General features: G+C 54.1%; 16 protein-coding genes. 10 read left to right on the top strand and 6 right to left on the bottom strand.

The window, feature by feature from the left end; genetic code table 11:
• Positions 1-1,010, bottom strand: a 1,010-nt coding sequence (locus AAH187_RS00455; RefSeq protein ID WP_342346462.1) for a molybdopterin-dependent oxidoreductase, incomplete at its 3' end; no start/stop codon positions are given.
• A gap of 79 nt (positions 1,011-1,089) precedes the next feature.
• Positions 1,090-2,097, bottom strand: a complete 1,008-nt coding sequence (fdhD, locus tag AAH187_RS00450) for a formate dehydrogenase accessory sulfurtransferase FdhD (RefSeq protein ID WP_342346461.1) — start codon at positions 2,095-2,097, stop codon at positions 1,090-1,092.
• 447 nt (positions 2,098-2,544) lie between these two features.
• Between fdhD and AAH187_RS00445 the strand changes: the two genes are divergently transcribed.
• Entirely contained in the window at positions 2,545-3,975 is a 1,431-nt protein-coding gene (locus AAH187_RS00445) for an SDR family oxidoreductase (protein WP_342346460.1), read from the top strand.
• A gap of 506 nt (positions 3,976-4,481) precedes the next feature.
• Here AAH187_RS00445 and AAH187_RS00440 read toward each other — a convergent pair.
• Complete coding sequence (locus AAH187_RS00440) at positions 4,482-6,437, bottom strand: acyltransferase family protein (protein ID WP_342346459.1); 1,956 nt, start codon at positions 6,435-6,437, stop codon at positions 4,482-4,484.
• A 582-nt stretch (positions 6,438-7,019) separates the two neighbouring features.
• Between AAH187_RS00440 and AAH187_RS00435 the strand changes: the two genes are divergently transcribed.
• The 4 genes from AAH187_RS00435 to AAH187_RS00420 all read left to right on the top strand — a co-directional run bounded on the left by AAH187_RS00435 (position 7,020) and on the right by AAH187_RS00420 (position 13,695).
• Positions 7,020-11,453 (top strand): DEAD/DEAH box helicase, encoded by a 4,434-nt coding sequence (locus tag AAH187_RS00435; protein WP_342346458.1) that lies wholly within the window; start codon positions 7,020-7,022, stop codon positions 11,451-11,453.
• 50 nt (positions 11,454-11,503) lie between these two features.
• Positions 11,504-12,475: a VanZ family protein gene (locus AAH187_RS00430; protein WP_342346457.1), complete on the top strand. Its 972-nt coding sequence runs from the start codon at positions 11,504-11,506 to the stop codon at positions 12,473-12,475.
• A gap of 324 nt (positions 12,476-12,799) precedes the next feature.
• The gene (locus AAH187_RS00425; RefSeq protein ID WP_342346456.1) at positions 12,800-13,276 is read left to right on the top strand and encodes a hypothetical protein; all 477 of its coding nucleotides are present in this window, start codon (positions 12,800-12,802) and stop codon (positions 13,274-13,276) included.
• 143 nt (positions 13,277-13,419) lie between these two features.
• Positions 13,420-13,695 (top strand): hypothetical protein, encoded by a 276-nt coding sequence (locus tag AAH187_RS00420; RefSeq protein WP_342346455.1) that lies wholly within the window; start codon positions 13,420-13,422, stop codon positions 13,693-13,695.
• 161 nt (positions 13,696-13,856) lie between these two features.
• Here the strand turns inward: AAH187_RS00420 and AAH187_RS00415 are convergent, their stop codons facing one another.
• Positions 13,857-15,734 carry a hypothetical protein gene (locus AAH187_RS00415; RefSeq protein WP_342346454.1) on the bottom strand — a complete coding sequence of 626 codons (1,878 nt, stop codon included), beginning with the start codon at positions 15,732-15,734 and terminating at the stop codon, positions 13,857-13,859.
• A gap of 230 nt (positions 15,735-15,964) precedes the next feature.
• Here AAH187_RS00415 and AAH187_RS00410 point away from each other — a divergent pair, with 230 nt between their 5' ends.
• A complete protein-coding gene (locus tag AAH187_RS00410) occupies positions 15,965-16,834 on the top strand; it encodes a 50S ribosomal protein L11 methyltransferase (protein WP_342346453.1) in 870 nt (289 codons plus the stop codon).
• Here AAH187_RS00410 and AAH187_RS00405 read toward each other — a convergent pair.
• Together AAH187_RS00405 and AAH187_RS00400 are read right to left on the bottom strand one after the other, a co-directional pair.
• Positions 16,792-17,187 carry a hypothetical protein gene (locus AAH187_RS00405; RefSeq protein WP_342346452.1) on the bottom strand — a complete coding sequence of 132 codons (396 nt, stop codon included), beginning with the start codon at positions 17,185-17,187 and terminating at the stop codon, positions 16,792-16,794. The genes AAH187_RS00410 and AAH187_RS00405 overlap by 43 nt on opposite strands.
• Positions 17,188-17,286: 99 nt before the next feature.
• Positions 17,287-17,454 carry a hypothetical protein gene (locus AAH187_RS00400; RefSeq protein ID WP_342346451.1) on the bottom strand — a complete coding sequence of 56 codons (168 nt, stop codon included), beginning with the start codon at positions 17,452-17,454 and terminating at the stop codon, positions 17,287-17,289.
• 269 nt (positions 17,455-17,723) lie between these two features.
• On the opposite strand from AAH187_RS00400, the gene AAH187_RS00395 reads away from it, so the two are divergent.
• The 4 genes from AAH187_RS00395 to AAH187_RS00380 form a co-directional block, all read left to right on the top strand.
• On the top strand, positions 17,724-18,956 hold the full coding sequence (locus tag AAH187_RS00395) for a TIGR03862 family flavoprotein (RefSeq protein WP_342346450.1): 1,233 nt from the start codon (positions 17,724-17,726) through the stop codon (positions 18,954-18,956).
• A gap of 228 nt (positions 18,957-19,184) precedes the next feature.
• A complete protein-coding gene (locus AAH187_RS00390) occupies positions 19,185-19,835 on the top strand; it encodes a hypothetical protein (RefSeq protein ID WP_342346449.1) in 651 nt (216 codons plus the stop codon).
• Positions 19,836-20,034: 199 nt separating this feature from the next.
• A complete protein-coding gene (locus tag AAH187_RS00385) occupies positions 20,035-20,598 on the top strand; it encodes a mismatch-specific DNA-glycosylase (protein WP_342346448.1) in 564 nt (187 codons plus the stop codon).
• Positions 20,599-20,749: 151 nt separating this feature from the next.
• Positions 20,750-21,640, top strand: an 891-nt coding sequence (locus AAH187_RS00380; protein ID WP_342346447.1) for a serine protease, incomplete at its 3' end; no start/stop codon positions are given.

The raw sequence follows: 21,640 nt of genomic DNA, 5'->3' as shown, positions 1-21,640 counted from the left end.
TGGGTCATGCCCATGGCCCAGGTGCAGATGATACTCCTGGCTTGTTCAGCAATATCGGCGGCCTTTTGAATGTCTTCCCGCGCAATGCCGCTGCCTTCCTCAATTTGCTCCCATGGCATGTTCAGAAGGACGGTGGCGAAGTGGTCGAAGCCTTCGGTGTATTCCTGGATGAACGGCAGGTCGAGGATGGAGCCCGGCTGCCTGGCTTCCCGCATGAGCAGTTCCTTCATGATGCCTTTGAGCAGGGGGACGTCGCCGTTGATTTTGACGGGGAGAAACAGCGTGGCGATCGGGGTTCCCTGGCCCAGCCAGTTGGTGACTTCCCGGGGATGAATGAACCGGGTGGTGCCGGCTTCAGGAAGCGGGTTGATGCTGACAATCTGACAGCCCCGCCGGGCTGCCTGCTGAAGTGTGGCGAGCATACGCGGATGGTTGGTGCCGGGATTTTGTCCCAGGATGAAGATGGCGTCGGCCTTGTCGAAATCATCGAGCGTGACGGTGGCTTTGCCGATGCCGATGACTTCTTTTAACGCCACGCTGCTGGACTCGTGGCACATGTTGGAGGAATCGGGCAGATTGTTGGTGCCATAGAGTCGCGCGAAGAGTTGATAGAGAAAGGCGGCTTCGTTGCTGGTGCGCCCGGATGTATAGAAGATGGCTTCGTTGGGATCGTCGAGGTCATTGAGGTGCCCGGCGATGGTGTCAAATGCCGAGGTCCAGGAGATGGGATGATAATGCGTATCTTCGCTCCGCTTGATCATCGGACGGATGAGGCGTCCCTGCTGCCCGAGCCAATAATCCGATTGCCGGCCCAGTTGCTCAAGGGAATGTCGTTGGAAAAATTCTTTGGTGATGACGGTGGTGGTGGCTTCGTGGGCGACGGCTTTGACGCCGTTTTCACAAAACTCGGTGATGGCCCGCGCACCATCGGGATCGGGCCAGCCACAGCCCGGGCAATCAAACCCCTGCTTTTGATTGACCTTCAGGAGCGCCTGGCCACCTCGCCTCAAGCCCGGTTCATGCGTGGTGTGTTGTAGGGAAGTGAGAATGGCTGGGAGACCCCCGGCACACCTGGAGGGTGCGTCAAGTTTAAGGTCGCGGGAATCGTCGATCGGGATTTCCCACGTCGGAGTTGACGGGGCTTCCGGTATGTCGCGTTGTTCGTCCACCTGTGTCCTCTGATTGTGGGGCCTGGTGGTCTTGTATTCGTCCGGAGTCGTGATAGACCGTCATGCGTCGCCGGTCTAAAAATCCCACCAGGGTCATGTTGAATTCTTCTGCCATTTGCACCGCAAGTGTGGAGGGTGCGCCCACGGCGGCAACAAACGGAATGCCGCCCATGGAGGATTTCTGCATCAGTTCGAAGCTCGCCCGCCCGCTCACAAGAACCACATGATTGTGTAAGGGCAGCAGGTTATTCATCAGCGCCCACCCGATCACTTTATCCAAGGCATTGTGGCGCCCGACATCCTCCCGCACACAGAGCAGAGCGCCTTTCTCATCAAACAGGCCTGAGGCATGACAGCCTCCCGTTTGCTGAAAGAGCAGTTGCCGGGCCGTCATCCGTTCCGGCAGACAGAATAGCATGTTTGGTGTGACGGAAGGGGAGGTGAGATGTTTAATGGTTTGGCCGAATTGGTTGTTGATTTTGAGGGCCTCGATGGAAGTTTTTCCGCAGATTCCACAACTGGAGGTGGTATAAAAATTCCGGTCCATGGTCGTGGTCTTTACTGTCACCGTGGAGTGCAGCTTCACTCGCACAATATTCTGAAAGTCCTCGCCTTCGACGATTGGTCCGCATGGGCGAATGTGTTTGATGTCGTTCCATCCGGCAATGATCCCTTCGGTAAACAGAAATCCTGCGGCCAGTTCCACATCGTGTCCGGGAGTCCGCATGGTGATTGACACGCTTTTCTGTTGTGGAACTCCATTGGTCCAATACTCCAGGCGGATCTCCAGCGGTTCTTCAACGGCTAATTGGCCGGTCCCGGAGCGGAGTACCTGGCGAGCTGTGGTGTCTTGTCTGGAGCGGGAAGCCGGACTGTCAGCAACCCCGGAGAGGGTGTTGTGATGTGTGGAATAGAGCTTGGTGGCCATACTCCGAACCTCTTGGCATTTCAACGGGCCAATGGAAAGACGGCCCTTCGTTTGTATGGAGGAACAGCTTCATTATACCTCGATTCCTCCCCATACGCACAATGAAAGAATTATTCCCGGCTGTCATCCTGACCCATTCGGCAAGGTCCATCGAAGGATCTGGCTTAGACATGAGGTGTCCATTCGGGGGCACAGATCCTTCGCTATCGCTCAGAATGACAATCTGAAAAGGCACGATTTGTCTCATTTAATTTCCTTGTCATCCTGAGGTCCCCGAGGGATCTAGCTGAGCCGCAAGGGCCTTTCGCCTTGGGCACAGATTCCTCGCAGAGTCTGACCTGAGGTCAACCGAATGGGCTCAGAATGACGAACAACCAACCAATACACATCCCATGTCTTGTTCCTGGTACGATGGAAAAGATCGAATACTCGCGGAGCATCATACCCATGATTCTTCTGACAGGAGCGACAGGCTATGTGGGCGGGAGGCTGCTCGGCCGCCTTGAGCAAGAGGGTCGCCATGTGAGATGTCTCGTGCGGAGACCCGAGCATCTTCATTCCCGGGTTGGTTCCGGGGTTGAGGTCGTGGCAGGAGACGTGCTTGATCCCGACAGCCTGGCCAGGGGAATGCACAATGTGGAAGCCGCCTATTATCTGGTGCATTCCATGGGGGCATCCGGCAGTTTCGAGGAGACGGACCGCCGTGCCGCGCGTAACTTCGGCGAGGCGGCTCGCGCCGCGGGCCTGACACGCCTCATCTATCTCGGAGGGCTTGGCGACGACCGTGAGTCTCTGTCGCCCCATCTGCGTAGCCGACATGAGGTGGGCGAGATTCTCCGGAATTCCGGCGTGCCGGTCATGGAGTTGCGTGCCTCTATCGTGCTGGGATCCGGCAGTCTGTCGTTTGAAATGATCCGCACTCTGGTTGAGCGATTACCGGTCATGCTGACACCGAGCTGGGTCCGTGTACCCGCCCAACCAATAGGAATTGATGATGTGCTGGCCTATCTCTATGCCGCTCTCGACGTGCCGCTTCCTGAAAGCCGTATTGTGGAGATCGGGGGAGACGATGTCGTGTCCTATGGAGATTTGATGCAGGAGTATGCGCGCCAGCGGGGATTGCGGCGGCTCATGATTCCTGTGCCAGTGCTGACGCCGCGATTGTCGAGTCTGTGGCTTGGTCTTGTCACACCATTGTATGCGCGCGTCGGACGTAAGCTCATCCAAAGCATTAAGTATCCTACGGTGGTTCGCGATGATACCGCGCGCCGTCTTTTTGCGATCGAGCCCATCAGCGTCCGTGATGCGATTGCGCGTGCGTTGCGCCATGAGGAGCGGGAACTGGCTGCGTCACGTTGGTCGGATGCGCAGTCTGCGGCTGGGGATGTGCGTCAGTACGGAGGGGTACGATTCGGCAACCGCCTGCTCGATGTGCGCACGTCACACGTGCCGGTTCCACCTGCCGTCGCCTTTCGTCCGATCCAGCGTATCGGCGGTCGAACCGGTTGGTACTTTGCCAATTGGCTGTGGACGCTTCGCGGATGGTTGGATCTTTTGGCGGGTGGGGTCGGGCTTCGCCGTGGCCGTCGTGATCCGGAAGGGTTGCGCGTGGGCGATGTGGTGGATTGGTGGCGGGTGGAAGCCATTGAACCGGGGGCGCGCCTTCGGCTCTTTGCCGAAATGAAATTGCCCGGACGGGCCTGGCTCGAGTTTCTGGTGGAAGCTGATGACGCTGGCTCGAAGATTACTCAAACCGCCAGTTTTGACCCCATCGGTCTGAGCGGGTTGGTGTATTGGTATGGAGTCTGGCCGCTTCACGAATTGGTGTTTCGGGGGATGATCAGGGGCATCGCCCGTGAAGCGCAACGACAGAAGTGAGACGCAATGAACATGTTGGGCTGTATCCGGTCGGCAGAGTTTTTCATGTTGGTTATTCTGATCAGTCAGGAACTGGTTGGGGTTGGACGAAAAAAAATTGGACCAGGATGTGAAAATAATACATCTGGTTTGCATAGTGGTTTCAACTGATCCTAACCTGTTGGGTCAGAATGCGGAATTTTTGCCTTGGATTCGTGAAAGACCATTGGTTCATTTTGGCGGTCATCGCCGTCCATCATCTGCTGGTATCGGCCGTGTTTGTTCTTCCTGGAAATGCGTACCTCCAATACGTTCATCCCCTTCCACCAAACCTTCAAACCTTGGAAGTCCCTCACTTGAGGCCATGAGCGATTCTCTGCCGGTTTAGTCGTTTCATCCGGTTGTTCAAAAATGGTTCACGACCGGGCAGGGTGAGCCGACCGTTATAGTGCGCCGGTTGGCCCGCCATTCATTCCGGACAGCATACGCTGATTTCCGTACCCACCGGCTCCGGAAAAACGAATGTGTTACTGCAGGATATCTCTTAGCTCATCATGCATGGATTCGGCCAAGTCAAGCACCGTAGGGATGGCAAGATGATGTTGGTCCCTATAGCCGGTATGACCATTTATTCGTGCCGGGCAGCTGTCTCCCGGACAAAGAATGTCTGAAAAATCCACAAAGCGCACTGTTGGAAAGTCCTTGGCTGCTTCCTGGTCCAATGCGAAAAATGTTTGGTTGAGAACTTGAGTCTTCGGGTCATCACAGTTTGATAACGGAGTTCCTCCCCAGGCCGCCCGCGAAAGGCAAATTGGAATATCATGGGATAAACTTGGAGTGTCTCGTATTATCGCGACTTGAGCCCCTGTCCGTTGAATCGTGGCGAGTGTTTCTTTTATCCCCCCGATCCACCATTCGGGGTTAGCACTCGAATGTCCACTGGTGCTGCTATAGCGGCTTGAATTACTCAAAATGACCAACAGCGGACGTTCTTGGGCAATCCGTTCAAGAACAAGATTTTGCCAGGCTCCACATTCTGTATAGGATCGGCCATAAGCTGCGTTGTAAGGAATGATGTGTGCGGAAGGGCAAGCCGACTTGGTCAAGGACACAAGCCTATATCCATGCTGCTTTGAAAATGCCTCAATAGCGGGGAACCATTGTGCGGCATGTGAATCACCAAACAGGACAAGGGTTTTTTGGGAAGAGGGCACCCCATAACTACATTCTGAAAATTCGATGTCGGCATAGGAGGCATGGCACCCATCCTGGTAGACGGTTGGGATGAGTGAACGTGCGGCAAGAATATCTTTTTGCAGAGGGGTGTTGAGTTCGGCCTTTACAAAACCTCTTAGCGTAAAGGTCAGGGCAATACCAAAAATTGTTAACGTGGCCCCGAGAGCTAGCCCTTTAAAGGTGGAACGTGCAAGCGTTGCATTAAAACGGATCGGGTTTTCGATGTATTTGTAGGAAAAACCTCCCAGAGCGAGTGACAGGGCTACCAACCCGATTCTTTCCCATAAGGATAGCTCTCCTGTTAATGACAGGGGGATCACAATAAGAGGCCAATGCCAGAGGTAGAGAGAATAGGAGATATCGCCTAACCACCGGACCCAGGGGATCCTGGATACATCCACGAACCAGTTTTTTTGATGATCTCCAATCAGGACCAGCAGTGTTCCCCCTGTGGGAAGCAAGGCATAAAGGCCGGGGAAGGGTGTTGACTTGTCATAAAGAATTCCTGCGAGAAGGATGGCCCCAATTCCTATCGATACGCCCAGTTTATGCAGTGGTTCAGGCAAGTGCATGTTTCTGTGAACAAGAAGAAATCCGAGCGCACCGGTTGCAAATTCCCAGGCACGAAACGGAGATCCAAAAAACGCCCAGGGTTGGTAAAGTCCTCCCATGATTAAACTGGAAACAAACGAAAGGACAAACACCGATCCGATTAAGATAGTCAGTTTGAAGGAATGGTTGCTTCCGGTCTTTTTGAGGGTGGCCAATAAGATGAGAAAAGGCCAGATGAGATAAAATTGCTCCTCCACCGATAACGACCATGTGTGAAGGAAAGGGTCAGCATTGGTATCCTCCCCTAAATAATCGGTTGCCTGAAAAGCAAACCACAGATTACTGACATAGAGTATAGAAGCGAAAAAAGACCGAATCAGATTACTTTGCTCAAGGGGGGAAAAAAGAAAGAAGCCCACTAAGGATGTCCCTGCCAGCGCCACTGAGGCCGCGGGAAGAAGTCGCCGGATGCGACGGGCGTAAAATGCCAGAAGATTAACGCGACCGTGTTTTTCCCTTTCAATAATAAGCAGGCGTGTGATGAGGTACCCAGAAATCACAAAGAACACGTCTACACCGATATAGCCGCCTTTTAAAAAAGGAAAGCCCGCATGAAAAATGAGTACCATGGATATTGCCAGGGCGCGAAGGCCCTGAATATCATTTCTGATAGGATGAGCTGATGGTCCACTCATTAGAAAAGAAGAAACCTGAATGTTTATAATGTTTGGAGAGGGATTGGCTTGTCATTGTTCCGAGCCGACCTCATGTTATCGGTCGTAGCTCAGAGATACAGCCACTAGACTACACCACCATCATGTCGCATATCGAGATAAAATGCCCGAAAAATTTTGAAAGGCAGGAGAGAAAAATCCTTGCAGGACAACACAACTGGAATTCACCAAAATGCGATATCTCGACTTTCAAAAATTTTCAGGTCACACAGATAAAGAGCATAAGTATATAATGGGGCCACTCCCCTGAGAGTGACGGTTAATCGATTGTTGACGGTAAGACTAACACGGGTCGAGCGAGGCGACAACGCTTTTCGTTTAGCGACGCTGTATATGAGAAGGCAACAGGCGTTTGACCGATCGGGCTTTGGTGAGGTCGGTGCGGAAGTGACCTATTGCAATCCTGGTGTGGGTGAAAAAGCCGAGTCGCATTTCTACAATTTCCTATTCTCTACCCACGAGGCGCTATCTATTTTCTGCAAACAGGGCTGTTTTACGTTCATTGACCTGTGACGTCGGGAATCTGAGAATCTGGCTGATTGTATGCCGCTTCATTCATTTCATCCGGTTGTTCAAGAATGGTTCAGGACCCGGTTGGGTGAGCCGACCGATGTGCAACGAGCCAGTTGGCCCGCCATTCATTCCGGACAGCATGCGCTGATTTCCGCACCTACCGGCTCCGGGAAAACGCTGGCAGCCTTTCTCACCTGCATCGACCATTTATTGCGACAGGCGATTGGCGGGGAGTTGGAGGACGGCATTCAGGTTATCTACGTGTCCCCGCTACGGGCGCTGAGTCATGACATCCATAAAAATTTAGAACTGCCACTAGCTGAGATCAGCGAGATGGCCCTGTCTGCCGGGTTTTTGGGACCGAGAATTCGGGTAGAGGTCCGGACCGGGGATACGCCCGCCGCGCAACGGCAGCAACAGCTCAAGCATCCGCCTCACATTTTGGTCACGACCCCGGAGTCGTTGTTTCTGCTGGTGACCGCCAGGCGAAGCCGGGAACTCCTGACCGGTGTGCATACGGTCATTGTTGATGAAATTCACGCCCTCGCACCGAATAAACGTGGCGCCCATCTGGCGCTGTCTCTTGAGCGATTGGATGCCGTCACCTCCAGGCGGTTGGTGCGCATCGGCCTGTCCGCCACGCAGCGACCGTTAGGAACAGTGGCACAATTTTTATTGGGTGAATCTGCGTCTCGTGCTAAGGATCAGCAACCTTCCCTCTTTGACTCATCGCATTGCCACATTGTGGATATCGGCCATCGGCGCCGGTTGGACCTGCAGGTGGAAGTTCCGAAGGATGAATTGGGCGCGATCGCCACGAATGCGATTTGGTCGGAGATTTATGATCGAATTGCCGACATCGCCGGGCCGCATCGTTCGACCCTGGTGTTTGTGAATACGCGCCGGATGGCGGAACGTGTAGCGCATCATCTGGAAGAACGCTTAGGCGAAAACCAGGTAGCGTCCCACCATGGCAGTTTGTCACGGAAGCTCCGTTTGGATGCGGAAGAACGATTAAAGACGGGCCGGATTAAGGTGATGGTGGCGACCGCGTCCTTAGAGTTGGGGATCGATATCGGTTTTATTGATGTGGTGTGTCAGATCGGATCGCCTCGCGCGATTGCTACCTGTCTTCAGCGTGTGGGGCGGGCCGGGCATCAGGTGGGGGCTGTACCACAGGGACGACTGTTTTGTACGACCCGGGATGAATTAGTCGAATGCGCGGCGGTGGTCCGGGCGATCCGGCAGGGTCAATTGGAAACCATTGAGATTCCATCTGCCCCGCTGGATATTTTGATCCAACAGATCATTGCAGAGGTTGCGGCGCAGGAATGGGATGCGCGTGATCTCTTTGCCTTGTGCCGGTCAGCCTATCCGTACCGGGATTTAACGTGGGAGAGCTTTGAGTCCTTGCTGCAGTTGGTCGCCGAAGGATTTGTGCCGGGTCGCAGACGGCTGTATGCGTTGATGAGTTATGACCGTCATGAAGGCCGGCTTCGGCCAAAACGTGGAGGGCGGTTGGCTGCGTTGACCTCCGGGGGAGCGATTCCTGAAACGGCGACCTATCAGGTTGTGGCGGAACCGGATGGAACCGTGGTGGGGACGGTGGACGAAGATTTTGCGATTGAGAGTCTGGCTGGAGATATTATGTTGCTCGGCACGACCTCCTGGCGCATTCGTGGAATTGAAACCGGAAAAGTCCGCGTGGAAGATGCGCATGGCGCCCCCCCTAACATTCCTTTCTGGCGAGGGGAAGCGCCTTCCCGGTCGTTTGAATTATCTCAGGCGGTGGCGGAGGTGCGAGAGCAGATCTTTCAGTTGATTGAGAAGGGTGCGGCTTCCGGAAATGAGACGGCGCGGCATTGGTTATATGAAGAATGCGGAGTTGATGCGGCGGGTGCCGATCAATTGCTGGCCTATGTGGCCGGAGGCACACAGATTCTTGGAGCCGTGCCGACGCAGACCTGTGTGATTGCCGAACGATTCTTTGATGAAGCCGGGGGAATGCAACTGGTGCTACATGCGCCATTTGGCGGCAGGCTCAACCGCGCGTGGGGTCTGGCATTACGCAAACGATTTTGTGTGAATTTTGATTTTGAACTGCAGGCGGCGGCCACTGATGACGGGTTGGTGCTGTCGCTTGGTGAGCAGCATAGTTTTCCCCTTGAGGCCATTTTTGGATTTGTGCATCCCAACACGGTGCGAGAAGTGCTCATACAAGCCACGCTGGCAACTCCATTGTTTCTGACACGCTGGAGATGGAATGTGACCCGTGCATTGGCGCTGTTGCGGTTTCAAAACGGCAAACGTGTGCCGGTGCATCTTCAACGGATGCGGGCGGAAGATTTATTAGCGGCGGCATTTCCGATGGCGGCGGCCTGCGGGGATAATCACGTCGGAGATATTCCGGTGCCGGATCATCAGTTGGTCCAGGAAACGCTGCGTGATTGTTTAACAGAGGCCATGGACCTGGTGGGCCTGCGACAGGTGCTCGAACGGATAGAAAATCACGAGATTCAGGTGCGGGTCGTGGAATCGCCGGTGCCCTCTCTCTTCGCGCATGAAATTTTGAATGCCAATCCTTATGCCTTCCTGGATGATGCGCCGCTGGAGGAGCGACGGGCTCGCGCGGTGAATCTTCGACGAACGGCACCCACCAGCTTTGACGGGAACATCGGGACATTGGATGGTGCCGCTATTGAGGCGGTGGTTGATGAAGCCTGGCCATTGGTTCGCGATGCTGATGAATTGTTCGATGTGCTTCAGGTTCTGGGGTGGTTGCCATTGGCAATGAGTGAGCCGTGGCAGGAGTATGGAGATGCGCTACTGTCGCATGGCCGTGTGCTGGTACTCCGGGTGCCTCTTGAGGGATCTTCGGAAACGAAGGGGGTTGAGGGTTGGACCACCAGAGAACATCTGACGCGTCTTCAGGCCTTGTTCCCAAGGGCACACGTGATCGCCGGTCTGCAGGATTCACTGTCCACGTTTGTGGAGGAACAATCGGTCACGGCAGAATCCGCCGCGCGGGATCTCGTGCAAGGCTGGATCCCGCATATCGGTCCGGTGACCGCTGGCGAATTGGCCGGGAAGTTGAGCATCCCCACAGCACTGGTGCAGCAGGCTCTCTTGCAATTGGAAGGAGAAGGCCTGGTCCTTCGAGGTCATTTCCGTTCCTCTTCCCGCCTTGAGGCATCGACCGGTTCTTCGACGAGAGAAGAACAGGGGAATGACAGACAGGCTTTCGACGAAGAATGGTGTGACCGCAGTCTTTTGGCTCGCATTCATCGCCGAACCGTGACGGCCTTGCGCCGGGAAATTGAACCGGTCGCCGCGTCAGACTTTATGCGCTTTCTCTTTCGATGGCAGCATCGAGCGCCCGGAACACAATTACACGGAGAAGCCGGTCTGCGTGAGGTGATTCACCAATTGGCAGGATTTGAAGCGCCGGCTTCCGCGTGGGAACCTTCGCTCCTCAAAACCCGCCTGGCTCAATACCAGCCTGAATGGCTGGATAATTTGTGCCTGCGCGGGGAAGTGGTCTGGGGACGCCTGACCCCTCCGGAAAGTAAGGCCGCCCTCTTGCCTGTGGTGGGGAAAGGGCAGGGGACAGGAGATTTTGCCTTGGACTTAGGAGCGCCGGTTCCGGCATTCCGCCCGCTGACTCCGACCAGGCTGGCTCCCATTAGTTTTTTGCGACGACAGGATGTGGGTTGGATATTGGCGGTGGCCAAACCTGACACATCTGCAGGGCCGCTTGGCGTCCGCCTGAATTTGAGTGGCGTGGCTCAAGCTGTCTTAGATTGTCTGGATCGTCGTGGCGCATGTTTTTTTGCGGATCTGACCGGTCGAACGGGACATCTGGCCGCCGAAGTGGAGCAGGCCTTATGGGAATTGGTGGCAGCAGGGTTGGTGACCGCTGACGGGTTTGATCCCATGCGGGCCCTGCTTGATCCTCGACGGCGGCGTGCCGAGGGCAAGGATCGCGCGCGACGTCCGGGGCACAGCGTCGGGCGGTGGGATCTGTTCCAGGGTGACCCTGGTGCACATGATGAGGAGCCGCCCGTTCGTCTTCACCCGCATGAACAGTGGGCCAGGCAATTGGCACATCGCTATGGCGTAGTTTTTCGAGATCTGATCAAACGAGAATCTTTGCCGGTGACCTGGCGCGAACTGCTGGTGCAGTACCGAAAGCTGGAATGGCGAGGCGAGATGCGGGGTGGCCGGTTTGTGACCGGCTTTACGGGGGAACAGTTCGCACTGCCGGAGGCAGTGGAATCATTACGGGCGGTGCGCCGTGATGTTCAAGCCGGAGCGCAAGAAATTCTTCTGTCCGCGGCCGATCCCTTAAATCTGGTCGGCATTATTTTGCCGGGAGAACGGATCTCCGCTCACACATCCAAACCCATTTTTTTCCGCAACGGTGTGCCGTCTGCCGATATCGCCTCAGTAGTCAGTCTGGCTTGATCGAACGTGTTGTGACAAACCGAACAGGCCGGAAATCCAATCAGCAATCCATGGCATCCCGGTTAATGGTCCCGGGTCTGGCCTTGGCCCTCTTTGGTTGTATCGCCCTCCTGTGGATTCCGGTTCCCTCTCCTACCATTCTCCTGAAAGCCTTCTACGATTTTTGTCATGTTCCATTATTTGGTGGTGTGGCCATCATCCTTTTGTATTTGGCACGGCAGCTTGGTGAGCCTCGAGGTTGGTCTGTGGGTAGCCAATATGGCATGGCCTTCGTCGGGGCTGTGGTTCTGGGTGCATTGACTGAAGGGATACAATTCTTCAGTTCGACTCGTTTTGCCGAATGGTCGGACCTCCTTCTGGATGCTCTGGGAGCTGTGAGTGCCTTGGGATGTTTCATGACATACGATCCCAATCTGACGGGACGTGTTGCAACATGGCGGGTGGCCCCACGGAAACAACTGGTTCATGCCGGGGTCGGGTTGCTTGTGGTGGTTGCCCTGAGTCCTGTGCTCGTCTGGACCTATGCCTATTGGGATCGGGCTGCCAGATTCCCTTCACTCGTTCAGTTTTCTTCCGCATGGGAAATGATGTTTGTCAAAGGGAGGGACTCTGCCGTTCAGATCGTTGCTCCGCCCTTAGGCTGGGGGAAGCCACGGGTCGATACCGTGGGGCACGTGGTGTTTTACACGAACCACTACCCAGGTATTCGCCTTGAGGAGCCCTATCCGGATTGGCGAGGGTTTTCGCGTTTTCACTTTGAGGTGTATTCAGAATTGCCGGGAGTCCAATCCCTGGTCATTGGAATTCATGATGCACAGCATACTAACGACTATGCGGATCGGTTTAATCAGGTCATCACAATTTCGCCTGGCCTTAATCACATACACATTCCGTTGGGGGACATTCGCCATGCCCCGGTTGGCCGTGAATTGGATCTCGCCGCGATTAAGAATGTTCGACTCTTTGCCATTAACCCACCGGAGAAATTTTCTCTGTATGTCGATAATTTCCGTCTGGAATAGAATCGTTTGTACTAATGGAGGGGGAGCCGGGCGAGCTAACATGCAGATTATCGCAATAGTTGGCAGGTGTATCTGTGAAATCAGCGGTGGCATCCAACACAACAATCCTCTGTGGCCGTTGAGAGTATGAGGTTGGGTCAGAATCGATTTTTCATTGAAGCCCAGTAGACAAATGCGCACAGGTGAGTAGAATACATTCTGACGCAGCTGTTTCATTTCCCAAAATGGTGCTTTATCCGACCGGGAAGGAATGGGTCTCAAAAACAAGTCATGTCTGGTGGGCTATTGCCACCCTAGGATCTTAACGAAAAGGCGAATATTCCAATGGTACCTGACATCATGGCATTTCCTTCCGCATTTCGTTTTCGATGGTTTCTATGGGTTTTGGCTTGTGTCCAACTGGGGCTGGTTGGTTGCCACGTCACATTGATTTCCTCTTATGATCCCGAAATGGACCGGACTGCGACATCACTGCAGAAAAAGATGGACGCCTTTTTAACTCGACTCGAAACCCACGCTGGAGAATCGCAGGCTCACTATTCGTGGGATCAGGTTTTTTATCAGGACTATCTGGTCGAGCTTCGCTCCCTGCGACTGCGTGCACAGAGCGATCACACGAATGAGTTCACCGCTAAGCAGTTGACGCTCATGATGGATAATTTTGAGCAACTCCGTTTGGCCCATGAAGCGGGTCCCCTTCCCATCCCCACGATACAGGCCACACGAGATTTATTTAATCAAGGCTGGCAGGCCATTATTGCGCAAGAAATCGGCAAGCGGCGAGGAGTGGACCCGGAGTGATCGCATTCAATCACAGGGAGCACGGGTGGGTGATTGTGACGCGTGAGTGGTCTGCTTCGAAATGTTGAGTTATGCCACATACGGTCTTCTTACTCATGCTACGCAACCTTGACCGAGCTATAGCCCTTCGCTAAGATCTGCGTATGCCCAGGTTGCCATTTCCCACAGGTCCTCGACCCGCCCCACGGATGGGTGGGGCTCGTCCACCGGCTCCTTCGGGCCAAGCCAAACAATTCGAATCGCTTCGAGCGTCGTTGCTGTTTTGTCCAAAATGTCAGACCGCGACACCGGCCCGTGAACGTCTTCTTTTAGTGCTCCCTACCGGAAGTCTCTACGAATATCTCTGTGCCCATTGCGGGACTTCCACCGGTTCTAAAACCGATCAGGCTCAAAGCGAAGTTCGCCTCATCACTCCTTAAATTCCAGTTGCATCGTTTTTTGACGGAGGTTTTTTGTGGTACTGCTCCGTCCTTTGGATCTGGCTGGGCCTCGAGGCGTTTCAACCCGGGCACAGATTCTTCGCCGTGGGCTCAAAATGACAATGTGCAATTGGGGGAGGCAGGAGGGAGTTTGGCACCCTCTATTTTGGGGCTTGCGGATTTGCGGAGTGCTCGGGCGGGACCGGTAGACCTTCCTGGGCCATGATGCGGAGGGCATTGGTGGTCGGGCAGGGGCCCGGTCGAAGTTGATAATCAAAGTGCAACGTGCCTGCTTCGACAGTTTCCTGAAAGTGGGCATTCCGGATATGTCCGTTTCCACTGGCCAGTCCTGTGAGTTCCAAATCATGGGTTGAAATCATTCCCAGTCCCCGGCTCTGTTGCAGCGCATGCACAAAGGCTTCGCTTCCCGCCAGCCGCTCGCGATTATTTGTGCCGCGATAGATTTCATCAATGAGAAAAAGGACCGGATCAGGATTGGGGCTTTCCACCGCTTCCAGAATAACTTTCAAGCGTTTGACCTCCGCGTAAAAATACGACAAACCTTCGTCCAGCGCATCCGTGACTCGTATGCAACAATAGAGACGTAACCAGGTCCAGGAAAATATTTCGGCACACACCGGGGCTCCTGCCTGGGCCAGGCACAAGTTAATGCCCACTGTCCGCAGGAATGTGCTTTTCCCGGACATGTTCGAACCGGTGACCAGCAGGAGATGGCCTTCCCCTCGTAATTCCAGGTCATTGGTAATGCGATGAGCACGCGCAATAAGCGGATGGCCGAGGCCGCGTGCGGTGAGGCCTCGTGTGTCCGGGGTAGTATTTGTTGCCTCAAGGTATGGCCAGAGATAATCCGGATTGAGATAGGCATAACGCGCGAGGGCGCTGGCGGCATCAAGTGTGCCAATGGTATCCAGCCAGTCAGGAAGTGCCGTGCGAAGGCGCGTGATGAGGCGATTGAGTTTTCCAACAAACCACAGGTCCCAGGGCACCAGGGCATTAAGGCCGAGATGAATGAGCGGGTGGGCTTTCACACTCAGCCCCTGACAGATACGACTAAGCTGTTTGAGGCTCTGGGTGGGACGATGTTGTTGGGTCAACAGCGACTGGCAGACCTGTCGGATGGTTGGTTGATTGAGGAATGTTGATCGTTCAAGTGTGGTAATCACGCTGACAAGTTTTTCCAGTTCTTCATGGAGGGCGAGCACCCGGCCAAACAGCGGGTGGATGGATCCCGAAAGGAGAAAATACGTTCCAATATAGAGGATCAGGGGAAGCAGCCAAAAATTCGGTGCTCCCGTGAGGAGCGTCCAGAGTCCTAAGGCGATGGTGAGACTCGTCAGAGCGCATGCGGCGATGATAATCAGGGATAGATGACTGATGGAGACGGGCGCTTCAAGCAAGGCAATAATGCGGGTTCCATTTAGCCGAACGGAGCTAATAAGCCGGGTGGCTAAGAGACAGCGATCCCTCAAACGGGAGAGCGGGGTGAGTTCTTTGACCAATGTCTGCCTGGTTGTCCATGATAGCCCGTCCGATTCGGGAAGATTGGATTGAAAGAGCCAGGTGGCGACGCGCTGTTGACCAATGGAGGAAAAGGTGGTGTCGATCAGGGCCAGTAAGGAATGCGGACCCGTGAGGTCGAGGTCTATGGCGAATGGATGTCGCTCAGGGGCCTTGTGTTCGTTGGCCGATATATGAGGCCAATCAAGTTGCAGGCGAGCGAAGCTGTCTTCTTTGATTTCCAACCAGAGCTGTAATCGATGCAACCGGGATTTCAATCGCTGGTGAAACCAGGATATAGTGAGAAACCCGATGAGGAAGATAAGAAGAAGTCCATTACCGGTATGAAACCAGGCCTGTTGATATACCCCGATCGTGATTGCGGCCCCGGCAAGGAATATTCCCATTCTCCATCGGCTGAACTGTTGGCTGGCGATGGCGCTTTTCGCCTGCATCCGCTCGGTGCGGTGAATGAGGCGAAGTATCGCTTGTTCTCGTCTATCGGCAGAGGTACATTCCATAGGGCCTGCGGACATTAGCCGCTCTGCATGATCCCGTCAATAGAAATTGGTGAAGAGCCTGTTGAATCATGCGGTTAGTCGTATTCTCATGACACAGAGTCCTCAACGCACTCCTTGCTCTCCACGCGACTTGCGTCTATTTGAACAGGGCCTTCTGTTTCCTTCCGGTGAGAAATGAGTGGCAGCAGTAGCGTACAATTGGGAAACGTTTGAACGATGGAATAGCTGTTATGGATGCGACTGTCTTTGAAATGACGATTCCCGTTTCGGTGGATGCCGCTGAGTTAGCGGGGATTCTGGATTGCCAGGAGTTTCTGGGAGCATGGGAAGCGGAGGGATCGGTTGTGCTCTATTGGAGCAAGAATGGAGCAGCCATTCTTCAGCAGGTCCGGTCGGCGATCAGCACGCTGGGTGTTGTCCCCCCGGAAGGCTCACTTCAGTTTCATCCAGTGAAAGCTCAGGATTGGAATGCGACCTGGGCGGCTTCCGTTCAACCTATTCGTATCGGCCGTCGAATTGGAATCCGTCCGAGTTGGGCCACCATGGACATGCCACGGGATGGAGTGGAATTGGTCATCGATCCCAAGCAGGCGTTTGGGACCGGTCATCATGCTACGACCCAATTAATTCTCGAATGGTTGGAAGGGGTTAAGTGGGTTCCAGGCATGCGGGTGCTGGATGTCGGGACGGGGAGTGGCATTCTCGCGATGGCTGCATTGCGACTGGGAGCGACCACTGCGCTGGGAATTGATGTGGATACGACGGCGCTGGACTGTGCCAGGGAATACGCAGCCGTGAATAACATTCAAGAAGAGTTGACACTGTCCTCTTGCCAATTGGCCACGCTACCCGATCAATCATTTGATGTCATTCTGGCTAATCTTGATCGCAGAACCATACTTCAAGTAATGCCTCAATTTTCCAGGATGCGGGGTCTGCATACGCAGTTGGTGTTGTCCGGGTTGCTGGAGGAAGATGAATCTGAGATTGTCGGGCAATTGGAAGAACAGGGATGGCTTCGACGCCATGTCAGGAGGTGGGATGGCTGGATAGCCATTCAGTTGGGAGTCGCTTCTCCAGACTCGTCTTCTTCGGGTTGAGCCTCCAGGAATGCAATGAGGGCTTGGTAGGTGAGTTGCCGGACTTCCGCTTTCGATCCGGTGCCCTGATCCAGATTTTTCCGCAACCAGACGGTTTCCGAAATGTGAGTGGTCGCTTTGTTGCACAGGGTCCACATCTGGTGAAGAAATTCGATGGGAAGGCCAACCTGGACGCCTTCTGATTCAATACGGTCATCCAAAATAGCCAGGAGATCAGAGATGGCCTCGTCCGCCCGATAGGGTTGGGAAGCGAAGCCGAAGCTGGCGTGGGCTGCTTCCTCCTGTTTGGCTTGCTCGACTAAGTCATGCATGTACTCCTTGAGCAGGCCAATGATTCGTCCAGAAAATCGCATGGAATCGTGGGAGTACTTTCTCTGGATTTGTTCGTCAGAGGAAATGAAATATTTTTAGATGTGGGAATCTCTTTTCTGAGATGAGGGAGATCCCATCGCTTAATCATCGAAGAGGGTGTCGACGTCCGGCTTCACAACGCCGGGAGGAAGTCCGGGTTTCCAGTCTCCGTATTTTCCATCCGGACGATGGAAGTATTGATTGTGTTGGCGCTTGATGACCCAATCCTCACCGTCGGCCCACAATTGTCGAATTTCTTCCTGCTCCATTGAATTCGGTTCTCCTGTCTTGTGAAATTTACCAGGGGGAGATGTCATCGTGATATATGGGCTTGAGGTATCTTAATAAAACCGTCCCCTTCGGGCAATTCATATTATTTTTAAAGAGGATTGATGTGGTGCACACCATCTGATGAGACTATGGATCAGGCAAGAATGCGAAATGCACGCTCAGAGACGGTCGCCCATACTTGTATCGTGAAAAAGACTTTTTTACTTCCGCTTGATTCCGGTCCACCATGACGTTGAAGCAAGGAAGCATGAAAGTTGCGGTGATGGGCGGGGGGCCTGCGGGGCTGATGGCTGCGGAGGCTGCGATTGCCATGGGCGCACGCGTGGATCTGTATGACGCCATGGCCTCCGTCGGTCGAAAATTTCTGTTAGCGGGGAAGGGTGGGCTCAACTTGACGCATTCCGAGCCATTCGAGAAATTTATTTTGCGGTATGGTTCTCGGCAAGGACAGATCCAATCGCTGCTCGCCGAATTTGGCCCGGATGCGTTGCGCAAGTGGGCTCGTGAACTTGGTGTGGAGACTTTTATTGGAACATCCGGCCGCGTGTTCCCTACTGACCTAAAGTCCGCACCTCTTTTGCGCGCGTGGCTACGCCGGTTGCGCCAGCACGGTCTGGCGATTCACGTGCGACATCGGTGGGATGGCTGGAACGAGACCGGAGCTCTCCGGTTTGCCACGCCGAAAGGAGATCGACTTGTTTCTGCTGATGCGGTGGTGTTGGCGTTGGGTGGTGGCAGTTGGTCCAGATTCGGTTCCGATGGGGCATGGGTGCCGTTGCTCGCCGGACGTGGTGTTTCCATTGAACCGCTGAAGCCGGCGAACTGTGGCTTTGATGTCGACTGGAGCCCGCACCTTCGTGGCCGCTATGCCGGGCATCCCGTGAAGCCGGTTGTCGTTGCCGGAATCACCCCAGAGGGCATTGAGTTTCGGCAACAGGGCGAATTCGTCGTGACGGAGACCGGCATTGAGGGAGGCGTGATCTATGCGATTTCGGCATGGATACGTGACGAGATTGGGAAAACGGGCACGGCGCTTCTTCGATTGGATCTGGCGCCTGACCGGGATGCCTCGCGCCTCATTTCAGACTTATCCCGGCCGCGTGGTTCACGCTCGATGGCGAGCCACTTGCAGCGCCGGGTTGGTATTTCCGGGGTGAAGGCCGGCCTTCTGAGGGAATATGTGCCCAAGAAAGACTTTGCCGACCCGGTGCTGCTGGGGACGGCCATCAAATCGCTGCCGGTACGTCTTGTCGCCCCACGCCCGTTGGAGGAAGCGATCAGCACGGCAGGCGGAGTACCGTTTGAAGTCTTGGACGGGCAACTGATGATTCGCATCTTGCCAGGAGTCTTTTGTGCGGGAGAGATGCTGGATTGGGAAGCGCCAACCGGAGGCTATCTTCTGACGGCCTGTTTTGCCAGTGGCCATGCTGCGGGTGTTGGGGCCGCGAGGTGGCTTCAATCGGCGCGGGACTCCACTTAGGTAAAGAGCTGTTCCGGCAACCGACAGTATTCGCAGTGGCCATCCACTCTTCTCCTTTTCCTCCTCCAAACGGGGAGGGTTCCTCCCGCAGGAAAAACTCGGTGAGAAAATTTACGCTCCTAGGCGTTGGCATGAGCATTTCACTTGGTATAAAATATTTTCTTTGCGTTCCGTACCCCTCTTTTTGGCTGAAATTCACCAGAGTAGCGGACAAAGGACTTGGACAATATGACCGTGATTCATCGAATGCTGTATATTTTGGTTGCCAGTGTGCTGCTTTCCTGGTTGGTGATCCCTGGAGTCTGGGGTGAGGAATCTTCTCAGGCTTTGACGCAACAGGCGATGGATGAGTGCCAGAAAGGCCGGCTGGCGAAGGACGAATCGGTTCGGGTGGCTCACTTTGAGCGCGGGAGAAAATTGGCTGAAAAAGCTGTGGAACTCGACGAGGGTTCATCGGAGGCGTATTTTGCCCTGTTCTGTAGTATTGGTGAGCGCATGCGGGCCAATGGAGAAGTACTCTTCTCGGTGTTTGAATATAAACGAATGATGGAAGCTCTGGACAAGACCCTTCTGCTCAATCCTAACCATATGGATGCCCTCTCTTCTAAAGGGACGATTCTCATCGAAGTCCCCGGGTTATTTGGAGGAGATTCCGAAAAAGGCGAAGCCATGCTGCGGCGGGTGATTCAGAATGATCCTCAATCCATTAATGCTCGCATGGTGGTCGCACGATTGTGTCTTGAGCGGGGAGAGGATCAAGAGGCTTTTGATTTAGCGAAAAAAGCGCTCGAGCTTGCCAGGGCGGCAAACCGGGATGATCTTCTCCCTGAGGCGGAAAAAACCTTTTCCGAGATTCAGACGAAACTGGCTTCCAAGTAAATCGCGATTCAGTTTTCGCCGGGTGGCCGCTTGGAATGGAATTCTTCTTCTAGTCTTTTCCTTTTATCTCCACAACCCCCTCGTATCCTTCCAACGTTTAATACATTGTGGCAGCAGGGTTTTCGTTAATACAGCGAAATCCCTGGCTCTGTATAATCAAGGTATGAAGACCTGCTGTACATCTAAGAATCTGGGACCTATGTCCGCAAGTCATCCGCATTCAGGTCTACCCGATTATCTGGCTCCGGGGTTATCCATTCTCTTTGTTGGAATTAACCCGGGTCTGCGATCTGCTGAGGTCGGTCATCATTATGCCGGATCTTCCAACCGGTTTTGGAAATTGCTGGTTGATGCCGGGCTAATTCCCTCTGCGCTGACCTATCAGGATGATTGGCGATTGCCTGATTTCGGATATGGGCTCACCAATCTGATTACCCGGCCGACTGCGGGTATACAAGATTTGGGAAAAAAGGATTTTCTTCAAGGGCATGAGGCATTACTCACAAAAATTTCGACCTATCAGCCTCGACTCGTGGCCTTGTTAGGGATCACTATTGCTCGCATGCTTCTCTCGTCCAAGAAGGCGACACGTGTTAATCAGCGGTCTCTTGAAGACCCCATTCAGGTCGGCCTGCAATCGCTTACCCTTGGTGGTGTGCCTGTCTGGGTGTTGCCAAACCCGAGTGGAAGAAATGCCCATTATTCCTATCAGCAGATGAAAGTCCTGTACTGTGGGCTGAAGAATTGGGGTCATCCATCCTGAAGCGAAGGGATTGTGGGCAAGTAGCTCAAACAATAGGGCCGCTCGCATCCGGTAAACAATACCGCAGTGATCTTGTGGCTGAGATGTGTATAGATGAAGCTGAAGTTACCTGAGTTTTTGTTGAATATCGCGAGAGAGTGAGTCTGTTCGAATGATGGGGCTTGTTTCTCACTATGGGGGCCATTCTGAAACGCTGGGGGTAGAGATGAGTTATGACAGGTCGATTCTCATTGGATTTGTTTTTTTTGTAGGACTTGGCTTTTTACCCGGGTTGGGAGAGGTTCGGGCAATGCCGATTTCTCATGCCATCGAACAGGCCAAATTGGCGACAGTCGGGATTCTTCCGGCTGATCAGCCTGAAGTTTCCGAAAATGATTATGGGTTGCCGGTCAGTATTCGCGGATCGGGAATCCATATTGGACGGGGAGTGATTGTGACAGCGCGGCATGCGGTAGAGCGTACAGAGGGAGGAAAAGTCATTGTCCCGGATATCATCCATGTGGTGACGGACGATCTGGTTCAGTTGTCGGCCGCCCGTCAGGGAGCGAATGCCTACCTGGATGTGGCTGTGTACCAACTCCAGGGTCCCGAATCGGATTGGCCACAAGCGCATGTCACGTTTGCCGATGTGGACGTGACCTATGGCGACCCCGTCTTTACCGTTGGGTATCCATTGGGTTGGGGGCCGGCTATCAACTTTGGCACGACTGGAAATCCCAATACTTTTTTGCCGACGGTGAACAGTCGATTAATGCAGGTGGATATGTCCGTGTGCAGTGGCAATTCGGGCGGCGGGTTATTGAATCAACATGGACAACTGGTGGGTCTCATGCATGCCATCATTCAAACGGAGACGAAGCATGAAGATCGGCGGTGTGCCCGATTGGCTTTTGTCCTCCCGGGTCCGTTGGTTCACCGAGTGGTGACCGCCGTCTTAGCTGACACGGTGCCGGGGTTTTCGGTGCTGGGGATTCAGCTCCAAACAATGAGGACGGGAAGTCGTTGGGCGCTGGTCGTGGCCAAAGCGACCGGTCCCTCACGT

The organism is uncultured Nitrospira sp. (assembly GCA_902500695.1).
Classification (GTDB): Bacteria; Nitrospirota; Nitrospiria; order Nitrospirales; family UBA8639; genus Nitrospira_E.
This window is presented reverse-complemented; position numbering and strand designations above follow the sequence as displayed.

Excerpts from the sequence above, each read along its gene's own strand:
- fdhD (WP_342346461.1), bottom strand. The coding sequence starts at position 2,097 with ATGGCCACCAAGCTCTATTCCACACATCACAACACCCTCTCCGGGGTT.
- AAH187_RS00445 (WP_342346460.1), top strand. The coding sequence starts at position 2,545 with ATGATTCTTCTGACAGGAGCGACAGGCTATGTGGGCGGGAGGCTGCTC.
- AAH187_RS00440 (WP_342346459.1), bottom strand. The coding sequence starts at position 6,437 with ATGAGTGGACCATCAGCTCATCCTATCAGAAATGATATTCAGGGCCTT.
- AAH187_RS00435 (WP_342346458.1), top strand. The coding sequence starts at position 7,020 with ATGCCGCTTCATTCATTTCATCCGGTTGTTCAAGAATGGTTCAGGACC.
- AAH187_RS00430 (WP_342346457.1), top strand. The coding sequence starts at position 11,504 with ATGGCATCCCGGTTAATGGTCCCGGGTCTGGCCTTGGCCCTCTTTGGT.
- AAH187_RS00425 (WP_342346456.1), top strand. The coding sequence starts at position 12,800 with ATGGTACCTGACATCATGGCATTTCCTTCCGCATTTCGTTTTCGATGG.
- AAH187_RS00420 (WP_342346455.1), top strand. The coding sequence starts at position 13,420 with ATGCCCAGGTTGCCATTTCCCACAGGTCCTCGACCCGCCCCACGGATG.
- AAH187_RS00415 (WP_342346454.1), bottom strand. The coding sequence starts at position 15,734 with ATGGAATGTACCTCTGCCGATAGACGAGAACAAGCGATACTTCGCCTC.
- AAH187_RS00410 (WP_342346453.1), top strand. The coding sequence starts at position 15,965 with ATGGATGCGACTGTCTTTGAAATGACGATTCCCGTTTCGGTGGATGCC.
- AAH187_RS00405 (WP_342346452.1), bottom strand. The coding sequence starts at position 17,187 with ATGCGATTTTCTGGACGAATCATTGGCCTGCTCAAGGAGTACATGCAT.
- AAH187_RS00400 (WP_342346451.1), bottom strand. The coding sequence starts at position 17,454 with ATGGAGCAGGAAGAAATTCGACAATTGTGGGCCGACGGTGAGGATTGG.
- AAH187_RS00395 (WP_342346450.1), top strand. The coding sequence starts at position 17,724 with ATGAAAGTTGCGGTGATGGGCGGGGGGCCTGCGGGGCTGATGGCTGCG.
- AAH187_RS00390 (WP_342346449.1), top strand. The coding sequence starts at position 19,185 with ATGACCGTGATTCATCGAATGCTGTATATTTTGGTTGCCAGTGTGCTG.
- AAH187_RS00385 (WP_342346448.1), top strand. The coding sequence starts at position 20,035 with ATGTCCGCAAGTCATCCGCATTCAGGTCTACCCGATTATCTGGCTCCG.